This window comes from Pontibaca methylaminivorans (assembly GCF_900156525.1).
GTDB classification, from domain to species: domain Bacteria; phylum Pseudomonadota; class Alphaproteobacteria; order Rhodobacterales; family Rhodobacteraceae; genus Pontibaca; species Pontibaca methylaminivorans.
This window is the reverse complement of sequence record NZ_FTPS01000004.1, coordinates 22,734-39,574: the sequence shown is the minus strand read 5'-3', so window position 1 is coordinate 39,574 and position 16,841 is coordinate 22,734. Positions and strand designations below refer to the sequence as shown.

The following is a 16,841-nucleotide window of genomic DNA, read 5'->3' as shown; positions in this document are numbered from 1 at the left end:
GGCGACTGCACACGGCTCGTGTCGGGATCGCAGCGCGCCGGGCGCGAGCTCGGCTGGGTGCCGCGACGTTCGGACCCCGGGCAGATGATCGCCGATGCATGGCGCTGGCACCAGAGCGGCCATTACAAAAGCTGATGGGTGCAAGCAATAGATATGCAAGGGTCTCGGCCAAATCGGTGGCTACGATCTTGCGATTTTTTCAAGAGCAGAAGTTTTGGATCTGGCATACCAGATGCGTAATAGAGGTTAGACTATTATTTCGGGACACAGCAGTCGTGATCACGTAAAGCAGCGGTAGGACTTCATGCCTCAAGCGACTTGATATAGAACGTTAACGCGACTTCTTCCGTAGCCTAGTGTTGGACAGTGTTATCAAAATTTAGCATTAGGCGAACCCGGCTGTAATAGTGGCGACGCCTATTTAGCGTCACCACTCGCTTTGCTAGATGGATAAAGAGCTCTTAGCGTACGACCAGAACCGGAACCGTGCTGTGGCTCACCACTTCGGCGGTCTGGCTGCCGAGCAGCAGCCGGCTCACGCCGCGCCGCCCGTGCGAGGCCATGACGATCAGGTCGCAGCCGAGTTCCCGGGCCGCCTCGACGATCGCCTCGGCGGGGGAATCGTCGGTTGCCTGGCGCAGCGTGATCTCGACCCCGACCTTCTGCGCCACGTCGCGGACCGCAGCGAGGGTCTTCTCCGCCATCTGCTTCTGGGCATTGGTCCAGGAATCGATCGTGGCCGCGCTCTGCAGCGGGTAGGGCTGGGTGACGGTGATCACCGTCACCTTGCCGGAGACGCTCTTGGCCAGCGAGAGCCCGTGCTTGATGCCTTGCAGGGAGCGCTCGGATCCGTCGGTCGGCAGCAGAATGTGCTTATACAAGTGTCTTCTCCTCGTTCTGTCAGTCAGTCCTGGCGGTTTGTAGCCCACAGCACCATGACACGACCATGACATGGCGCAAACGAAAACCGCACCGATCGGGAATTGTGCAGGGAATTCGATCGGTGCGGTCCTGTTTCGGGCATTTTCGCCGCAGGCTGGTTATCCGGCCGCGGCGAGGCTGCGGCGCGGCGCGGGGACCGGCCCGCTTCCGTCCGGGCAGACCAGGTGCACCGGGACCGGCATGGTCGCCTTCACCCGCCAGGGTTCCTGGCTCCACATGAAGCCGCGCATGAACCAGGGCCGGCGCGGGTCTGCCCCCATGACGATCGCGTCAAAATCGCCCTTGTGCAGCTTGCGGCGGATGCTTTTGGCCGGGTGGCGGGTGGTCACGATATGGCCGTCCGCCTCGATCCCCAAGGCCTCGAGCCGGTCGAGCGCCGAAGTCATGATCTCCTTCTGCTCGTCCATCTCGCGCTTGCTGGGGCGCAGCCCCGGGTTGGGCAGTCCGAAGCTCGTGCCCCAGAGCCGCGCCACGGTCAGCACCGTGACGCGTCCCTTGCCCCCGGGCAGCAGGTCGGCGGCGCGACTGATCACCCGGTCGCTCACCGCCCGCCCCTCCGAGGCGATCAGCACATGCGGGAGGTGGCCAGTGGCGGGGACGGCGCGGCCGCCTCCCGTGCTCCGGTTTCGGATAAGAAGGCGCAACATCTTCGGTCCCTCCTTACACGGCCTTGGGAGCAACGCCGAGGCGGCGATCTTCCGCCTTGCGATACCAGTAGAGCGGCAGATACATGAAGATCGCGCCGAGGCCGAGGAAGTAGTAGATCGCCTGCCCGCCATAATACGAGTAGATGAGCCCCCCCACCAGCCAGACGAAGAAGTAGAGAGCGGCCAGGAACAGGGCGATATACTTGAAGTAGTCCGGAAGATTGAACGGACGGTTCAGGTTCGGACGATCGTTCTTCAGCAGGTAGTATCCGATCAGGACCGGCACGAACGACCCGAGATAGCCCACGTTCGAGAAGGAATAGATCTCGATCGCGCCGCCCATGAAGGCGATCACCATGCTAGCGCCGACATTGGTCATCATGGCCCGGTCGGGCACGGAATGGCTGTTCACATGCTGGTAGAACCGCGGGAACTGCCCGTCGAGCGACATCTGGTAGAGCGACCGCGAGCAGCCCATCAGCGAATTGAGCGCCGAGAGCACCAGCGCGATGATCAGCATGATTGCCATGGCCCATTCCATCAGCTTTCCGCCGATGCCCGGGAAGACGTTGCTGGCGAAGGTGACGAACATGGTCTTGGGGTCGACCAGTTCGGGGTCGGAAAGCGCGCTGGCGCCGAGGATCACCACGAAGGAGATCGGCAGCATCGTGTAGACGAAGACGCCGTATCCGCCCTCGAGCGTCATGGCGATTTTGGCATCACGTCCGGGGTTCTTGCATTCGCCGATGTAGCAGGCGGCGGCTTCATAGGCGATCACCGTCCACAGCAATGGGAAGGCATAGGCGATATACATAATCCATGGTGAAACGACGTCCCCGTTGTCGGCCGTCATCGGCGCCCAGAAACTCGACCCGTCGAGATGGGGGAATCCGATCAGCTCGCTCCAGTCGGCGGCACCGAGGTTGAAGATAAAGCCGATCGACAGGAAGGTGAGCGGGATCATCGACAGCACCGCGAGGATGGTCGCCATCGAGGTGCCGAAACGGATGCCCATATAGGCCGGGATCGACAGCAGAAGCAGCCCGACCACGGTGATTGCGAGCGTCCAGTAGGGAATGAAGGTGCTGACCGGGGTGATGCCCGCCGAGGCATCGAGCCCGAGGATATGGGTGATGTAGAACGAGGCGAGGATCATGTTGAGCGGCGCCACCGGCATCCAGCCGACCCAATACATCCAGGCGCTGATGCCGTTCACATGCGGCGCAAGACGCGGAAAGCGTTCCCTGTAGGCGGGATAGGCATAGGAGGGCGATCCCCCCGTGCGCCCCGGCATCATCGCCGAAAGCTCGGCCAGAAGCAGGCAGAGCACCACGCCGGTCAGGGTGAAGAAGGTGATGAAGGGGATGTAGGAGGCGCCGAACACCGTCAGGAAGGCCGGGGCCGCACCGGTGACGAGGATGGTTCCGGCCAGGCCGATGACGAAGGCCCCCCACCAGTTGGTGCCGGTCTGCAGGTTGCCCTGTTCGTAATCCAAGGTATCGGTGTGCATGTCGCTCATTTCAGGGTACCTCCCCTGGCTGCATGCAGCGCCCGGCAACTGCGCCTTGACGTCCCGGTGGGGGCGGATTCGGGGAAAGATCTCTCGTGGGTCATCGGGTACCTCCCTTTTTCTTCGAGATTTTTCTTGAGCGGAATGGATGGGGTCGGATGGCTCCGGCGCTGCTCCTCCAGCCGCTGCCGGTTCCTGCGTTCCGGCCGCCGGGGCCCTGGCGGGCAGCCGTGCCGGAAGGTCGCGACCCATCTGTCTGCTGTGTCTGGCATGCGTCATATCGACGCAGCATGCACCCCCACAGGAAACTAATTTCAATCACAGGAAGGCATTCCTCGGTATGCCCTGTCAAGGCCCCTGTTTTGCACCTGCGAAAAGAACCCCGGCCGGGGACCGGGGAATGCACCGGAAAATGCGGTGCGAAACAGGATCGGACGGGCCGTCAGGCGTCCTGCGAAAGGGCGCTGACCGCCCGGAGCCAGCGGCGGGTGATCGCTTCGCGCGCAACGTGGATGCCACCCCTGACCCGGTGCCGCCCGGCTGACCAGAGATCGGTCACGGGCAGGGATTTGCAAGCGAATACAAGGCCATCCATGATGCGATCCGGCGGCAGCGCGGCAAGATCCGGGCGGGTCGCGTCCAGTGCGACGAGATCGGCAAGCCGCCCGGTTTCGATCCGCCCCGCATCGCGGCCGAGCGCCTGCGCCCCGCCATGGGCGGCCTGGAGAAACAGTGCCTCCCCGAGTGATCCGGCCCCCGGATTCATCCGGTTGCGCGCCCGGTCCCGCAACCTCTGGGAGTATTCCAGCATGCGAAGCTCACCCGAAAGGGTGATTGAAATATTCGAATCCGTGCCCACCCCGAAGCGCCCGCCGGCCCCGATCCACCCTGTCCCGTCAAAGATTCCATCGCCGAGATTCGCCTCAGTGATCGGGCAGAGCCCGGCCACGGCGCCGGTCGCGGCGAGGTTCCGCAATTCATCCGGGCGCATGTGAGTCGCATGGATCAGGCACCAGTTCTCTGCCACGGGGGCATTCCCGAGCAGCCACTCCACCGGCCGCGCCCCGAGCCAGGATTCGATCATCGTGACCTCGGCGTCCTGTTCGGCGATGTGGATATGGACGGGGCCGCCCCGCTCGCCCCCCGCCCCGGATGCGAGCAGGGCGGCGAGGTCGGCGGGGGTGACCGCGCGCAGCGAATGGGGCGCGATGCCGATCCGCATGTCCCCGGCCCGGTCCGCGCCTTCCCGCAGCGCCGTCAGCAGTCCGAGATAGCCCTCGACATCATGGCCGAACCGCGCCTGCGCCGGGGAAAGCGGCGCGCCGCGGGCGCCGCCCCGGCTGTAGAGCACCGGCAGCAGGGTCAGGCCGATGCCGCTTTGCTGTGCGGCGGCCTCCATGCGGCGGGCCATTTCGGCCGGATCGGCATAGGGGGTGCCGCCCTTCTGGTGGTGAAGATAGTGGAATTCACCCACGGCGGCGAATCCGGCCTCCTGCATCTCCATGAAGGCGAAGGCGGCGATCGCCTCGGCCTGTTCCGGTGTCAGGCGATTGGCAAGGCGATACATCGCCTCGCGCCAGGACCAGAAGCTGTCCTGCCCCGGCATGCGGTATTCACCAAGCCCGGCCATGGCGCGCTGAAAGCTGTGGCTGTGCAGGTTGGCGGGCGCCGGCAGCAACGTATCGACGTGGATATCGCCGGCCCGCGTCCCGGCCCCGGTGGTGAGCGCCGCGATGCGGCCCGCGCGGATCTCGAGGCGCAGACCCGCGGCCCAGCCCTGCGGGAGCAGCGCCCGGGCGGCATGAATTGCCGCGCAAGGGCCCGTATCTCGGGACGCCGCGTCCAAACCCTCAGGATCCGGCCAGCAGGCGGCGATAGATGGCGTTGAGTGCTGCCGCCTCGCCGGTGAGGGGGAAATTTCCGGCCATGTGCCGCCGCGCCGCCTCGCCCATGCGGGCCAGGCGGGCCGGATCGTCGATCAGTTCCGCCACCGCGCGGGCCATGGCGTCCACATCGCCCGGCGGCACGAGGGCGCCGGTTTCCGGGGACACGATCTCCTCAAAGGCGCCGACCGTGGTGGCGACCACCGGCACGCTGCAAGCCATGGCCTCGAGCGGGGTGAGCCCGAACCCTTCCCACCGCTGCGGCGCGACGAAAAGATCGAGCGCCTGATACCAGTGGGCGATGTCATGGGTCGGCACCTCGGGGGGGAAAAGGATGCGCGCGCCAAGCCCAGCCGCCTCGCTGCGCGCCTGCAGCCCGCGCAGGAATTCGCGGTGCTCGCTCGTGGCGCGCCCCATAACCAGCGCATGGGCATGGGGGCGTTCCGCCAGCAGCCGGATCATGGTCTCGACAAAGACATCGGTGCCCTTCTGCGCCCGGATCCGCCCGTAGCAGCCGATCAGAACACCCCCGGGCAGGCCGAGTTCACGGCGCAGCGCCATTTGGTCGGTGGGCGGGCGGAAGGCATCGGTGTCGATCCCGTGCAGGATCACATCCGCCTCGCGCTCGAGATAGGCCGCGCTCCGGCGCGAGGTCGCGATCACCGCGTCCATGCGCCGGATCAGCCAGCGCGTTAGGGCGCTGTGGTGGCGCTGCGAGGCCGAGGTGAAGACCAGTTTCAGCCGCTTGCGCAGGAGATGTTTCAGCGCAAGCCCTCCGATCATCTCGACATTGCGCCGCGCATGCCAGACCCGGGCCCCCGAGGGGCCCCGCCGCGGCAGGGTGAGCAGCGCCGCAAGCGGGATCTGCGGCACATGGGGCGGCAGCGCCGGGCCGGTGGCGGCGATCGCCATGTCGCGGGCCTGAAGCGGCACGAGCCGCACCACCGTCGCCGTGACTCCCGACAGGCGGCGTTTGAAATTCGGCGCGATCACGTCGATGGCCGCCGGATCGACCGGACCGGCGGGATCGACCGGACCGACGGGGGGAACGGCAGGATCGGGGGCCCTGGCGGCCATGGCGGCGAACTCCTGTCAGGCACGGGGGGCATGTGTGCGTGAGCGGCCCTCGCCCTGCTCTTGTCAGGGAGGGGGCGGATTTTCAAGCGTGGCCCGTCCGCGCCGAAAGGCTTTGCCCCGCCCTTGTGCGCTGCGATAGAGGATGGCGGCCCAAAGGTCGCGCAGGAGGCCGCGCCGGTCGGGGCCAGAGGAAAGAGGGGGCGCGCAATGGATGTTCCGGCAGAGGCAGCGGCGGATCCGCCGGCCATGAGCGTGATCATCGCCGCCCGCGATGAAGAAACCTGGCTTCCGGGTTGTCTCGATTCCCTGCTGGCGCAGGATGCGACCGCCCCGCGCCTGCAGGTGATCGTCGCCGCCAATGCCTGCCGCGACCGCACCGTTGAACTCGCCCTTGCCCGGCAGGGCGGATTTTCCACCCGGGGCTGGGAACTTGACGTGCTCGATCTGGCAGAGGGCGGCAAGCTCGGGGCGCTGAACGCGGCTGAATCGCGCGCAAGGGGGGCGGCGCTGGTCTATCTCGACGCGGATGTGCGCTGCGATCGCGAACTGCTCGGGGCGCTCTGGCGGGTGCTCGACACGTCTGATCCCCGCTATGCGACCGGAACGCTCGCGGTGCGGCGGGGGCGATCATGGGTCACCCGCGCCTATGCGGATTTCTGGGTGCGGCTTCCCTTCGTGCGGGGTGGCGCGGTCGGGGCCGGGCTGTTTGCGCTGAACCGGGCCGGGCGGGCCCGCTGGGGCGACTTTCCCGACATCATCTCGGACGACACCTTCGTGCGGCTGAACTTCGCGCCCCATGAGCGGATCGAGGTCGCGCCGCGCTACCACTGGCCCATGGTCGAGGGGTTCTCCAATCTGGTGCGGGTGCGGCGGCGCCAAGATGCGGGGGTGGCCGAGGTCGGGGCCCGCTTTCCCGACCTTGCCGCCAATGACGACAAGGCCCGGCTCGGGCGGGGGGAGCTGGCGCGGCTCGTGCTGGCGGCGCCGCTTGGATTTGCGGTCTATCTCGCGGTGCACCTCATGGTGCGCCTGCGCCGGAGCGGCGGCGGCTGGACCCGCGGGCGCTGAGCGCGGCCCGCACGCCCCGGTATCCCCATACCCCCCGGGGCCAATGAAAACGCCGCCGCCGGAAACCGGCGGCGGCGCTGCTGTTTCCGGCCGGCGCGGGAAGATGTCCCCGCGCCGGCGCTATGGTCTCAGATCTTGAAGATCATGTTCGAGATCACGACCACCGCGATGCCCGCGGCGATCACCAGATAGGGGCGAATGCCGGCCTTGCGCACCGAAAGGTCGGGGTTGCCGCCGATCTTCAGGTCGTCGAGCATCTTCTCGGGGAACTTGCCCTTGTCGGTCACGTAGTGGCGATAGAAGAACACCGGCAGGATCAGGGCGATGACCACCACGGCCGTCATCAGCGTGCCCTTGCCCCAGACGTTCGACCCCGCCCCCAGAAGCGCGGCGTTGATGAAGGACAGCCCGCCGCCGATCCAGAGCATGACCGTGGGCGCGCGCCAGGGACGATGCGCGTTCTTGTTGTCGATCCGGTGAATCCAGCCCGAATGCAGGTTCAGGAAGTTGAACACCAGATAGCAGCAGTTCGAGACCGCCAGAACGAACAGGTAATCCGACATCATCAACAGCACGAGGTTGAACGCGAGGTCGGTCCACATGGCCCGGGTCGGCGCGCCGTGTTCGTTCGCATGCGACAGGAACTTCGGCAGCCAGCCATCGACCGAACCCTGGAACAGGGTGCGCGACGAACCGGCCATCGAGGTCATGATCGCAAGCGTGAGCGCGAAGAACAGCATCACCGTGATCAGCCGGACGATGAACACGTTGTCGCCCCCGACCATGGTGGCCATGACCTTGGCGATGGCCGAACCGTCCTCGACCCCCGGCTGCAGGAGGCCGTCGACCCCGAGGAAGCCCTGGAAGGCCAGCGGCACCAGCGTATAGATCAGGATACAGGCCGCGCCGGCGGCGAGGATCGCACGCACGGTATCGCGCGAGGGATCGCGGAATTCGCTGGTATAGCAGATCGCGGTCTCGAACGCATAGGCCGACCAGGCGGCGATGAACAGCCCGCCGAGGAACAGCGTGGTGCCCTCGATATCCCAGGCCCTCGTGACCGGATCCAGCCCCGGAACCACCGGGGTGAGGTTCTCGGCCATCACGTTGCCGGAAACGAGCGGCACGATGCCGACGATCAGCAGCGGGATCAGGACCGCAAGGCCGAGGATGGTCTGCACCTTGGCCGCGGCCGAGATCCCCTTGTGCTGGATCGCGAAGACGATCAGCAGGATGATCGTGCCGATGATCGACACCGCGTCGATCCGGAGCGACAGGTCATCCTTGAGGAAATCGAGGTTTATCAGGGTGATGCGGAAGTCGAGAATCGCCGCGCCCTCTGGCACCAGCGCGGTCAGCAGGTAACCCGCGGCGAGCCCGCCGCCGATCGCCAGGACCGGGGTCCAGGCCAGCCAGTTGCACCAGACCGAGAGCGGCGCCACGATCTTGGAATAGCGGATCCAGGCCGCCGCCCCGTAGACCGAGGCCCCGCCCGACTTGCTCGGGAACAGCCCGGCGATCTCGGCATAGACGAACGCCTGCAGGAACCCGAAGGAAACCGAAAGAATCCAGATCACCCAGGAGGGGTTGCCGACCGTCGCCGCGATCCCCCCGATCGAGAAAAGAACCAGCGCCGGAACCCCCGACGCCATCCAGAAGGCGTCCTTCCATCCAATCGCGCGGTGCAATCCCGCGCTGTCAGGCAGGATTGCCTGATCAGTTGTCGATGCCATCCCTATAACTCCCTGTTATCGTTAGAATGCCGGCATGGTCATGCCGGGGCCGGTCTCCCCGGGGCCGGTCGTTTTCTTGTATCGTGCCGGACATTGCATGCAATCCGTCAAGGCAACCGCGGTGCAGGTTTTCAGGCCGGAACGGATCCGTCCCTGTGGCGGGCGGTTCTCTCCGGTCTCCTGTTCCGCGCGGGGCGAATTCCATTCGCTGCGCCCTCCCCCTGGTCCTTCCGGGGAAGGGGCCGCCTTGCCGCGGCCCCTCCGTTTGCAATTAAAAGTGGTTTTCGAGCTCTTCCGCAATCTCGAACATGTCGCCGACGATGCCGTAGCGGGCGATCGAGAAGATCGACGCCTCCGGATCGGTGTTCACCGCGACGATGTTCTCGACATGCTTCATGCCCCACTGGTGCTGCACCGAGCCCGAGATCCCCATGGCGACATAAAGCTTGCAGCTTGCCGCAAGCTGGCCCGACTGGCCGACCTGGCGGGCCTTGGGCAGCCAGCCGTTGTCGGCGATCGGGCGCGAACAGCCGAGCGTCGCTCCCATGGATTCGGCCAGTTCGAGGAACTGCTCGACATTGGCCTCGTCGGCCACGCCGCGGCCGATCGACATGATGAATTCCGAACCCGGAATGTCGATGCCGCCGGAATCGGCGGGCGGCTGCCAGCCCTCGTGGGTGGTGGCCACATCGGTTTCGGGCGCGTTCATCTCGGTCACTTTGGGCGAGCCCGAGCCGCCGGCCGGCTCGAAGGTGCCGCCGCGAATCGTCAGCAGCACGGTGTCCTTGCCCGGAAAGTCGAGATCGACCAGCACCTTTTCGGCATAGCCGGCACGGGTCGCGACCAGGTCATCGCCATCGAGCGCGAGCTTCATCACGTCGGTGGCCAGGCCGCTGTCGAGCTTGACCGCCGCCGCCGGGATATAGGACCAGGCATCGACCCCGTGGGCCGCGGCGATCACGCGCGGCTTGCGCTCCTGTCCGAGGGCCGCGATCACCGCCTCGAGCTGGTCGGGCTGGAAATCGTCGCTGGCCTTGACGGCGATCACCTCGTCCACGCCCTCGACCGAAAGCGCCTGCACATGGGCCTGCGGGTCGCCGGCAACGATGGCGACGGCAAGTTCGTCCCCGTCCTGCTTGATGCTTTTCAGACCGGCGATGGCCTCGAGCGTGGTCTCGCGCAGTGCGCCGTCGCGCTGTTCCGCAATAACGATCAGATTTGCCATGAGTTACCCCCGGAGTTCCTTGATGATTTCGGCAAGCCGTGCGGCCTGTTCGGCGGGCGTTCCCTCGATCAGCTCGGCCTGGCCCTTTTCCGGCACATACATGCGCCGCACGTTCGACGCCGGGGCCACCGAGCCCTCGTCGAGCCCGAGATCGTCCAGCGACAGTTCATCGACCTGCTTCTGCTGCGCCTGCTTGATGCCCCGGAGCGAGGCATAGCGCGGCTCGTTGATGCCGAGCTGGATCGACAGCACGGCCGGGCAGCGCACGGTCATGATCTCTTCCAGCCCGCCCTCGAGCTCGCGGTGCAGGGTCGCGCGGTCCGCGCCCGGCTTGTAGTCGAGCTTGTTGACCACGGCGGCATGGGGCCAGCCGAGAATGCCGGCCAGCGCCATCCCCGTCACCGCGGACGAAAAGTCGGCCGACTGCGCCCCGGTAAAGACCATGTCGGGCTTTTCCTTCTCGACCACCTTGGCCAGGACCTTGGCGACGGTGACGCTGTCGGCATTCTCGAGCGCATCGTCCCAGACGCGGATGCCGCGATCGGCGCCCTTGGCCAGGGCCGTGCGCAGCGCATCGTCGGTGTCCTCGTTGCCGATGGTCACGACCACCACTTCAGGCTCGTCGCCGGCGGCTTCCTTGATCAGCAGCGCTTCCTCGACCGAGTAATGGTCGAATTCGTTCAGGTCCGTCTCGAAGAAATCCTCGTCGACGTCGCGCCCGTCATCGCGCATCTCGAATTCGTCATCGAGAGCGGCGACCTGTTTTACCGGCACCAGTATCTTCATTTTGGCGTTCCACTCCTATTGAAAGCTTTGGGTTTCGGTGACGGCAGCCCGCGCCAGATTCGCGGCGGCGGCAAAGCGCACCTGTGGCTCTGGATCGTCCAGCAGGCTTTCGCTCAACCGCCGTGCCAGGTCGCTGCGCCGGGCAAGGATCGCCCGGTTCAGCGGATAGGCATCGGCTGCCAGAAGGGTCAGCGCCGCCTCCGGCGCAGCCCGGTTGAAGGCCACCGCGCGGCGCACATCCTTGTCGGGATGTGCGGCGATGACCTCAAGACGGTCGGGCGGGGTGCGGGGATTGCGCCCGAGCGCCCCCAGCACATCCCGGTCCCTGTCGTTTTCTGCCTGTCCGAGCAGAAGCGCAAGCGCCTCGTCGGGCAGATCCTCGCGCAGCGCCACGCCGGCGCGCACCCAGGGGTCGGCATCCCCCGCAAGCCGGGTCAGCACCGGGCCGGGGGTGGCGGGGTTGCGCGTCACGCTGCGGCGCACCGCCATTTCCGCATCCCCCCCCAGGGTCTCGATCAGGGCGGGCGGCAGGTCGCGGTTGCGCGCGATCCAGCGCCGCACCCAGGCGTCGCTGTCGGCCGCAAGACGGGCGATCAGCGGCTGCGGCAGGCTGCAGCGGCGGGCGAACAGGCGGCGCACCCGCGCCGAAGGATCGTCGCTGTCGTCAAGCTGCTGCTCCGAGATCGCGGGGTTGCGCACCGCCGCGCCGCGCACCTGTTCGTCGGGGTCGGCAAGCAGCCGCAGAAGCATCGCCTCGGGCAGGGCGGGGTTGCCGGCGCATTTGCGCCGCAGCAGCGGGTCGGCGGCGCCGGCGGCCTGCTCCAGCAGTTCCGCGGGGCAGTTCGGATGTTCCACCACATCGGCCCGCACCCAGATTTCGCCCCGCTCCCAGAGCCGCGCGAGCGTCCCGGCGCCGGCTGCGGGCACGGCCGCTGCGGCGCGGGTGATTTCCGTGTCGTCCTCGGCGGCCAGCCGGGCGATCACTTCGGCCGGGGCCTGCGCATTGCCCGCGACCGCGCGGCGCACATCAATGTCGGGATCCTGCGCCAGCCGGGCCAGCATCTCCGCCCCGGCGCGGGGATGGGCGGCCAGATAGCGGCGCACGCGCATGGGCGGCGCGCCCTCGAGCAGCCGCTCAAGCGCGGCCTCGGGCGTGGCCGGGTTCTTGGCCAGCCGCAGGGTCAGGGCCGGGTCGCCCGCTTGCGCCAGCCGTTCGAGCAGCCGCGGCGGCACGAAGGGCGCGGCCGCCACCACCAGCCGCTGGCGCCGGTTCTCCAGCGCCAGTTCCTCGAGTTCCGCAGAATCGAGCCGCGTGCAGGCGCCGAGCGCGGCATAGGGATCGCCCGCCTCCAGCAGCCGTGCAATCAGCGCGGCGACGGAATCCGTCGCCGCACCCCGGGTCGATTCTGCGGAATGTCCGCTCATGCCGGTTCCACGGGCTCCGGTTCGGGTGCGGTTTCGGCCTCGGGCTCTTCACCCAGTCCCATGGCTTCCTCGACCAGTTCGATCAGTTCCATGACGCGGAAGTTGCCCTCGTTGCCGGTGCCCTTGACCCCGTCTTCCATCATGTTGAGGCATTTCGGGCAGTTCACCACCAGCACCTCGAGCCCGCCGATCCCGGCCGCCTCGGCGGCGCGCAGCTCGGCCGGTTTCTTCAGCTCGGGCGGATCGGGCAGCCAGATGCGGCCGCCCCCGGCCCCGCAGCAGAACGAATTGTGCCCGTGGCGCGGCAGTTCGACCAGGTCGACCCCGAGCTGGTTCATCACCAGCCGCGGCGGCTCGGTGCCGTCGTTGATGCGCCCGAGGTGGCAGGGATCGTGATAGGTGACGCGGTAATCCAGATTCCTGGGCAGCGGAATCGTGCCCTCGCGGATCAGCCGCTCGAGCAGCGAGCTTGCGTGCTCGATCTCGTATTCGCCGCCGAATTCGGGATATTCGTTCTTGATCGTGTTGTAGGTATGCGGGTCGGTGGTGACGATCGACTTGAACTCGCAGCTGTCCAGAAGCGCGATATTGGCCTCGGCCAGCATCTGGAACAGCCCTTCCTCGCCGATGCGGCGCACGTCGTTCCCGGCGGTCTGCTCGTCTTCGTAGAGGATGCCGAAGCTGACCCCGGCCGCGTTCAGGACGCGGGCAAAGGCCTGGGTCACCTTCTGCGAGCGCGGGTCGAACGAGGCATAGTCGCCGACATACCAGAGCACATCGACCGGCTCCTTGCGGGCGTCCTTGATTTCAAAATCGAGCTTGCGGGTCCAGCGTGGCCGCTTGCGCTTGGTCTCGCCGAGCGAGTTGCCGGATTTCTGCAGGCTCTTGAGCGTGTTCTGCAGCATCGGGTCGAAGTCGCCCGATTCGATCAGGGCGCGGCGCATCTCGACGATCATCGGCAGATGCTCAACCCCCACGGGGCAGATCTCGATACAGGCGGCACAGGTGCGGCAGGCCCAGACGGTTTCCGGGCGGATCTGGTTCACGCCTTCGCCGATCGCGGGGATCTCCGGCTCCATGGTCGCGCCCGAAAGCTTGTCATTGGCCATCTCGCGCAGGGACAGCACCAGGTCGCGCGGCGACAGCGGATAGCCGCCGGCATTGGCCGGGCAGGCCTCGTGGCATCGGCCGCATTTGGTGCAGGCATCGGCCTGCAGAAGGTGCTTGTCCTTGAAATCGGTGAGCCGGCTGAAGCCGATCCGGTCGGCATCCACATCCGTTTCCGGCATGCGGCGCTTGCCCTTGGGATCGCGCGCCATGAGCGAACCCATGGCGGTGAAGATATGCTTGACCTTGGTATAGGGAACCAGCGCAATGAAGGTGAGCGCGAGTATCCCGTGGAACCACCAGAGCCCCATGCGCATCACCCCGCCCCCCTCGGGGCCGAGGCCGAGGCCCATCATCACATAGGCCAGCGCCGTGCCGACCGGCGCATGCCAGCGCACCGCCCAGACCTCGGGGTCGTTCATCAGCCAGACCACCCGCGCCGCCTCGAGGAAGAAGCCGGTGATCGCGATGATGATCAGGGTCCAGAGAAAGGCCCAGTCCTCGCGCCGGTAGTCGCTGCGGTCGTAATCCGGGTCGCTGGCATCGCGGTCGGGGCGGGTATAGTCGAGCCGCGGCAGCTTCAGCCACTTGCGGCGATACATCATGTAGAGCAGCCCGGCGATCAGCGCGACTCCGGCCAGATCCATCACCGTCCCGAAGGCCAGATAGAACCAGCCGTACCAGAAATGGATGCCGAAGGGCCCGGTGATGTCCTGGTCGAGCGTGATGGTGCTGGTGCCGATGAACAGCAGCGTGAAGCCGTAGAAGATCCAGGCATGCATGCTTCCGGCCTTGCGGGCGCGGCGCTTGATGGTGCGATGCGACAGCACCGTCTCCCACATCGTGCCGAAGCGGGACCAGAAGGGCGCCCAGGCTCCCGAGCGCACCCCGCGGCGGTATTTGCGGATCTGCTGCCAGACCCCGTAGAGAAAGACGGCGATCGCGACGATGGCGACAGCATAGAACACGACAAGCATCCAGGTCGGAAAGTCCTGGAAGAGAATGCGTGTCACGTCCCTCGGATCGGTTTCGGGAGAGATCATCGGCTCGGTCCTCGTATATTCATCCCCGGCGCCGGTCAGGGCGCACAGGGATCATTCGCATTCGGCATTGTTCAAGCAGGACGGCCGCGCAGGTCAACGCGCGGCCGTCCGGGTGACGGCTCGGGTCAGAGCCGCCATTCGTGTCTGTATTCGCCACCCGGCTGATAGGCGGTGCCCCAGGAGATGACCTCGCGCTTGTAGGGCAGCGGGTACTGCGGATCCTGGTCCTCGATCTCGCGGGCGATGCGGTGCCCGTCGAAGGTCGCGTCGGCCATGATCTTCGGTGCCCAGGCATCGCCGATCACATAGATGCCCTTGATGCCATGGTCCTGCCATTCGTTCTGGCGCGCCTTCACCTCGCGGAACAGCGCATCGTCGGAATGGCGCCCGGTGGTCAGCACCAGCGTGTCGAACTCAAGCCACTGGTGACTCTTGTTCTCGTCGCGCGGCAGCTTGCCGGGGCCGCGATATTCACGGCGCGAGCCCTCGGCCCAGACGTCGTAATATTCGATCCGGCCTTCCTCCACGCGCGAGGCCCAGACCTCGCCGATGATGTTCACCTTGAGCTCGGTCAGGCGGCGGCGCATGTTCGGGTATTCCAGCGTGAAATGCATGTAGTTCCCGAGCCCGACACCGTCGATGATCGTGACCTCGTGGCCCTTGGCCGCCAGCTGTTCGGCGAGCGAGGGCGCCATGTAATAGGCATCCGAGTTCAGGATCACGACGCGCTTGCCGATCTCCTTTTCGCCGCGGAAGATCTGCTCCGGCGTGACCTGGTCGGGACGCGAGGCATCGACGCCCGGCACCGGATCGTGACTGAGCGGGTTGACCCCGTTCGTGTTCCACTTCGCACCGGTGGCGATGATCACCTTTTCCGCGCCGTAGCTCAGCACGTCGTCGGCGCTCAGCTGCTTCTGGCCAAGCGCGAGCTGCGATCCCTTGACCTTCTTCAGCAGCTTGTTGATCTGAACCTCGCGATAGTCGCGGTGATAGCCCCATTCGCCGAGCCCCGGCAGGGTCGCAACGTCGTTCACATGGCCACCGATCTTCTCGGCGCTGTCAACAAGGTGTGTGACATAGCCGCGCTCGAGCAGCACCCGCGCCGCCTCGGACCCGGCCGGGCCCGCGCCCACCACCAGGATGGAATCGTCGGATTTCGCCGGTTCGAACTTCTCGGGGTGCCAGCTGCGGCGGTATTCCTCGCCGGCGGTGGCGTTCTGGGTGCAGATCATCGGCGGGCCGCCGATCTCCCAGCGGGAGATGCAGACGTTGCAGCCGATGCAGGTGCGGATGTCGTCCATCCGGCCCTGCTCGATCTTTTCGGGCAGGAAGGGGTCGGCGATCGAGGGCCGCGCGGCGCTGATGATGTCGAGCTCGCCGTTGCGGATCACCTCGGCCATCTTCTCCGGGTCGGTGAAGCGGCCGATGCCGAGAACCGGCTTCTTAGAGTGCTTCTTGACGAATTTCTGCCACGGAATGGCGTGACCCTGGCGATAGAAGCGTGACGGAGCGGCATCCTCGCCCCACTGGGCGATGTCGCCGATGTTGATGTCCCAGACGTCGACAAAATCGTCGGCCAGCTCGATGAAGCGCAGGCCGTCTTCCTCGACCTCGATACCGTCGGGGCCATAAAGCGTGTCGATGGCAAAGCGCGAGGCCACCGCCAGTTCGTGCCCGACCGCCTTCTTCACCTTCTCGAGCGTCTCGACCCAGAACCGGGCGCGGTTCTCGAAGGAGCCGCCGTAACCGTCGGTGCGCTTGTTGTGATAGGGCGACAGGAACTGCACCGGCAGATAGGCATGGCCGCCATAGACGTTCACGAAGTCGAAGCCGGCATCGCGCGCGCGCAGGGCTGCATCGACATAGAACTGCTGCACCTGGTGGATATCGTCGATATCCATGGCATGGCAGTAGGTCAGCGTCTCGAATTCCGAGGAATACTGGCTCGGGCCGCGCGGGGTCTGGCGCGTCTCCATGTTCGGGGCATGGGGGCCGCCATACCACATCTCGATCCCGGCGAGGCAGTCGAACTTGTGCACCTCGTCGGTCATGGCGCGCAGGTTGCGCACATCGCCCTCGTCCCAGATCCGGGCCGAGACGCGCATGGTGTCATCGGATTCGGGGTGGATCGAGCAGTATTCGGTGTTGATCGCGCCCCAGCCGCCTTCGGCCTTGATCGCGCGGTGCGCCGCCTGGAAACCGGGCCGGTCGGTACCGGCGCCGATACAGTGCGGGCTCTGGTGGAAACGGTTGCGCATCGTCTTCGGGCCGATCTGTATCGGTTCGAAAAGGATGTCGTATTTCGCGGGCCTTTTGTTGGCCATGATGTCTTCTCCCTTCTCCCTGTTCCGGCCCCGACTGGTGCGGGACCGGATACTCTTTCAATATCCCCCTT

The 16,841-nt window shown here is 66.2% G+C and carries 12 protein-coding genes and 1 pseudogene; 2 read left to right on the top strand and 11 right to left on the bottom strand.

The window, feature by feature from the left end; translation table 11 throughout:
- Positions 1-135, top strand: a pseudogene (locus tag B0B01_RS13110) (UDP-glucose 4-epimerase GalE); the annotation flags it as partial.
- 326 nt (positions 136-461) lie between these two features.
- Here B0B01_RS13110 and B0B01_RS12745 read toward each other — a convergent pair.
- The 5 genes from B0B01_RS12745 to B0B01_RS12725 all read right to left on the bottom strand — a co-directional run bounded on the left by B0B01_RS12745 (position 462) and on the right by B0B01_RS12725 (position 6,059).
- Positions 462-881 carry a universal stress protein gene (locus tag B0B01_RS12745; RefSeq protein ID WP_076650450.1) on the bottom strand — a complete coding sequence of 140 codons (420 nt, stop codon included), beginning with the start codon at positions 879-881 and terminating at the stop codon, positions 462-464.
- 159 nt (positions 882-1,040) lie between these two features.
- Positions 1,041-1,589 (bottom strand): universal stress protein, encoded by a 549-nt coding sequence (locus tag B0B01_RS12740; protein WP_159438986.1) that lies wholly within the window; start codon positions 1,587-1,589, stop codon positions 1,041-1,043.
- Between the two features lie 13 nt (positions 1,590-1,602).
- On the bottom strand, positions 1,603-3,108 hold the full coding sequence (locus B0B01_RS12735) for an APC family permease (protein ID WP_076650448.1): 1,506 nt from the start codon (positions 3,106-3,108) through the stop codon (positions 1,603-1,605).
- 433 nt (positions 3,109-3,541) lie between these two features.
- Positions 3,542-4,945, bottom strand: a complete 1,404-nt coding sequence (locus tag B0B01_RS12730) for a formimidoylglutamate deiminase (RefSeq protein WP_234967809.1) — start codon at positions 4,943-4,945, stop codon at positions 3,542-3,544.
- 4 nt (positions 4,946-4,949) lie between these two features.
- A complete protein-coding gene (locus B0B01_RS12725; protein WP_083946383.1) occupies positions 4,950-6,059 on the bottom strand; it encodes a glycosyltransferase family 4 protein in 1,110 nt (369 codons plus the stop codon).
- Positions 6,060-6,266: 207 nt separating this feature from the next.
- On the opposite strand from B0B01_RS12725, the gene B0B01_RS12720 reads away from it, so the two are divergent.
- The gene (locus tag B0B01_RS12720; RefSeq protein WP_200805463.1) at positions 6,267-7,127 is read left to right on the top strand and encodes a glycosyltransferase family 2 protein; all 861 of its coding nucleotides are present in this window, start codon (positions 6,267-6,269) and stop codon (positions 7,125-7,127) included.
- Positions 7,128-7,255: 128 nt separating this feature from the next.
- Here B0B01_RS12720 and B0B01_RS12715 read toward each other — a convergent pair whose 3' ends face one another.
- The 6 genes from B0B01_RS12715 to B0B01_RS12690 form a co-directional block, all read right to left on the bottom strand.
- Positions 7,256-8,860, bottom strand: coding sequence for an APC family permease (locus B0B01_RS12715; RefSeq protein ID WP_076650447.1), 1,605 nt, complete (start codon positions 8,858-8,860; stop codon positions 7,256-7,258).
- A gap of 271 nt (positions 8,861-9,131) precedes the next feature.
- Entirely contained in the window at positions 9,132-10,085 is a 954-nt protein-coding gene (locus B0B01_RS12710; RefSeq protein WP_076650446.1) for an electron transfer flavoprotein subunit alpha/FixB family protein, read from the bottom strand.
- 3 nt (positions 10,086-10,088) lie between these two features.
- Complete coding sequence (locus B0B01_RS12705; protein ID WP_076650445.1) at positions 10,089-10,871, bottom strand: electron transfer flavoprotein subunit beta/FixA family protein; 783 nt, start codon at positions 10,869-10,871, stop codon at positions 10,089-10,091.
- A gap of 15 nt (positions 10,872-10,886) precedes the next feature.
- Positions 10,887-12,296, bottom strand: a complete 1,410-nt coding sequence (locus B0B01_RS12700) for a hypothetical protein (RefSeq protein WP_076650444.1) — start codon at positions 12,294-12,296, stop codon at positions 10,887-10,889.
- A complete protein-coding gene (locus B0B01_RS12695; protein WP_200805462.1) occupies positions 12,293-14,416 on the bottom strand; it encodes a heterodisulfide reductase-related iron-sulfur binding cluster in 2,124 nt (707 codons plus the stop codon). The genes B0B01_RS12700 and B0B01_RS12695 overlap by 4 nt, the downstream gene beginning before the upstream one ends.
- 155 nt (positions 14,417-14,571) lie before the next feature.
- The gene (locus B0B01_RS12690; protein ID WP_076650442.1) at positions 14,572-16,770 is read right to left on the bottom strand and encodes an oxidoreductase; all 2,199 of its coding nucleotides are present in this window, start codon (positions 16,768-16,770) and stop codon (positions 14,572-14,574) included.
- Positions 16,771-16,841 lie beyond the last annotated feature (71 nt).

Excerpts from the sequence above, each read along its gene's own strand:
- B0B01_RS12740 (WP_159438986.1), bottom strand. The coding sequence starts at position 1,589 with ATGTTGCGCCTTCTTATCCGAAACCGGAGCACGGGAGGCGGCCGCGCC.
- B0B01_RS12735 (WP_076650448.1), bottom strand. The coding sequence starts at position 3,108 with ATGAGCGACATGCACACCGATACCTTGGATTACGAACAGGGCAACCTG.
- B0B01_RS12725 (WP_083946383.1), bottom strand. The coding sequence starts at position 6,059 with ATGGCCGCCAGGGCCCCCGATCCTGCCGTTCCCCCCGTCGGTCCGGTC.
- B0B01_RS12720 (WP_200805463.1), top strand. The coding sequence starts at position 6,267 with ATGGATGTTCCGGCAGAGGCAGCGGCGGATCCGCCGGCCATGAGCGTG.
- B0B01_RS12715 (WP_076650447.1), bottom strand. The coding sequence starts at position 8,860 with ATGGCATCGACAACTGATCAGGCAATCCTGCCTGACAGCGCGGGATTG.
- B0B01_RS12710 (WP_076650446.1), bottom strand. The coding sequence starts at position 10,085 with ATGGCAAATCTGATCGTTATTGCGGAACAGCGCGACGGCGCACTGCGC.
- B0B01_RS12705 (WP_076650445.1), bottom strand. The coding sequence starts at position 10,871 with ATGAAGATACTGGTGCCGGTAAAACAGGTCGCCGCTCTCGATGACGAA.
- B0B01_RS12700 (WP_076650444.1), bottom strand. The coding sequence starts at position 12,296 with ATGAGCGGACATTCCGCAGAATCGACCCGGGGTGCGGCGACGGATTCC.
- B0B01_RS12690 (WP_076650442.1), bottom strand. The coding sequence starts at position 16,770 with ATGGCCAACAAAAGGCCCGCGAAATACGACATCCTTTTCGAACCGATA.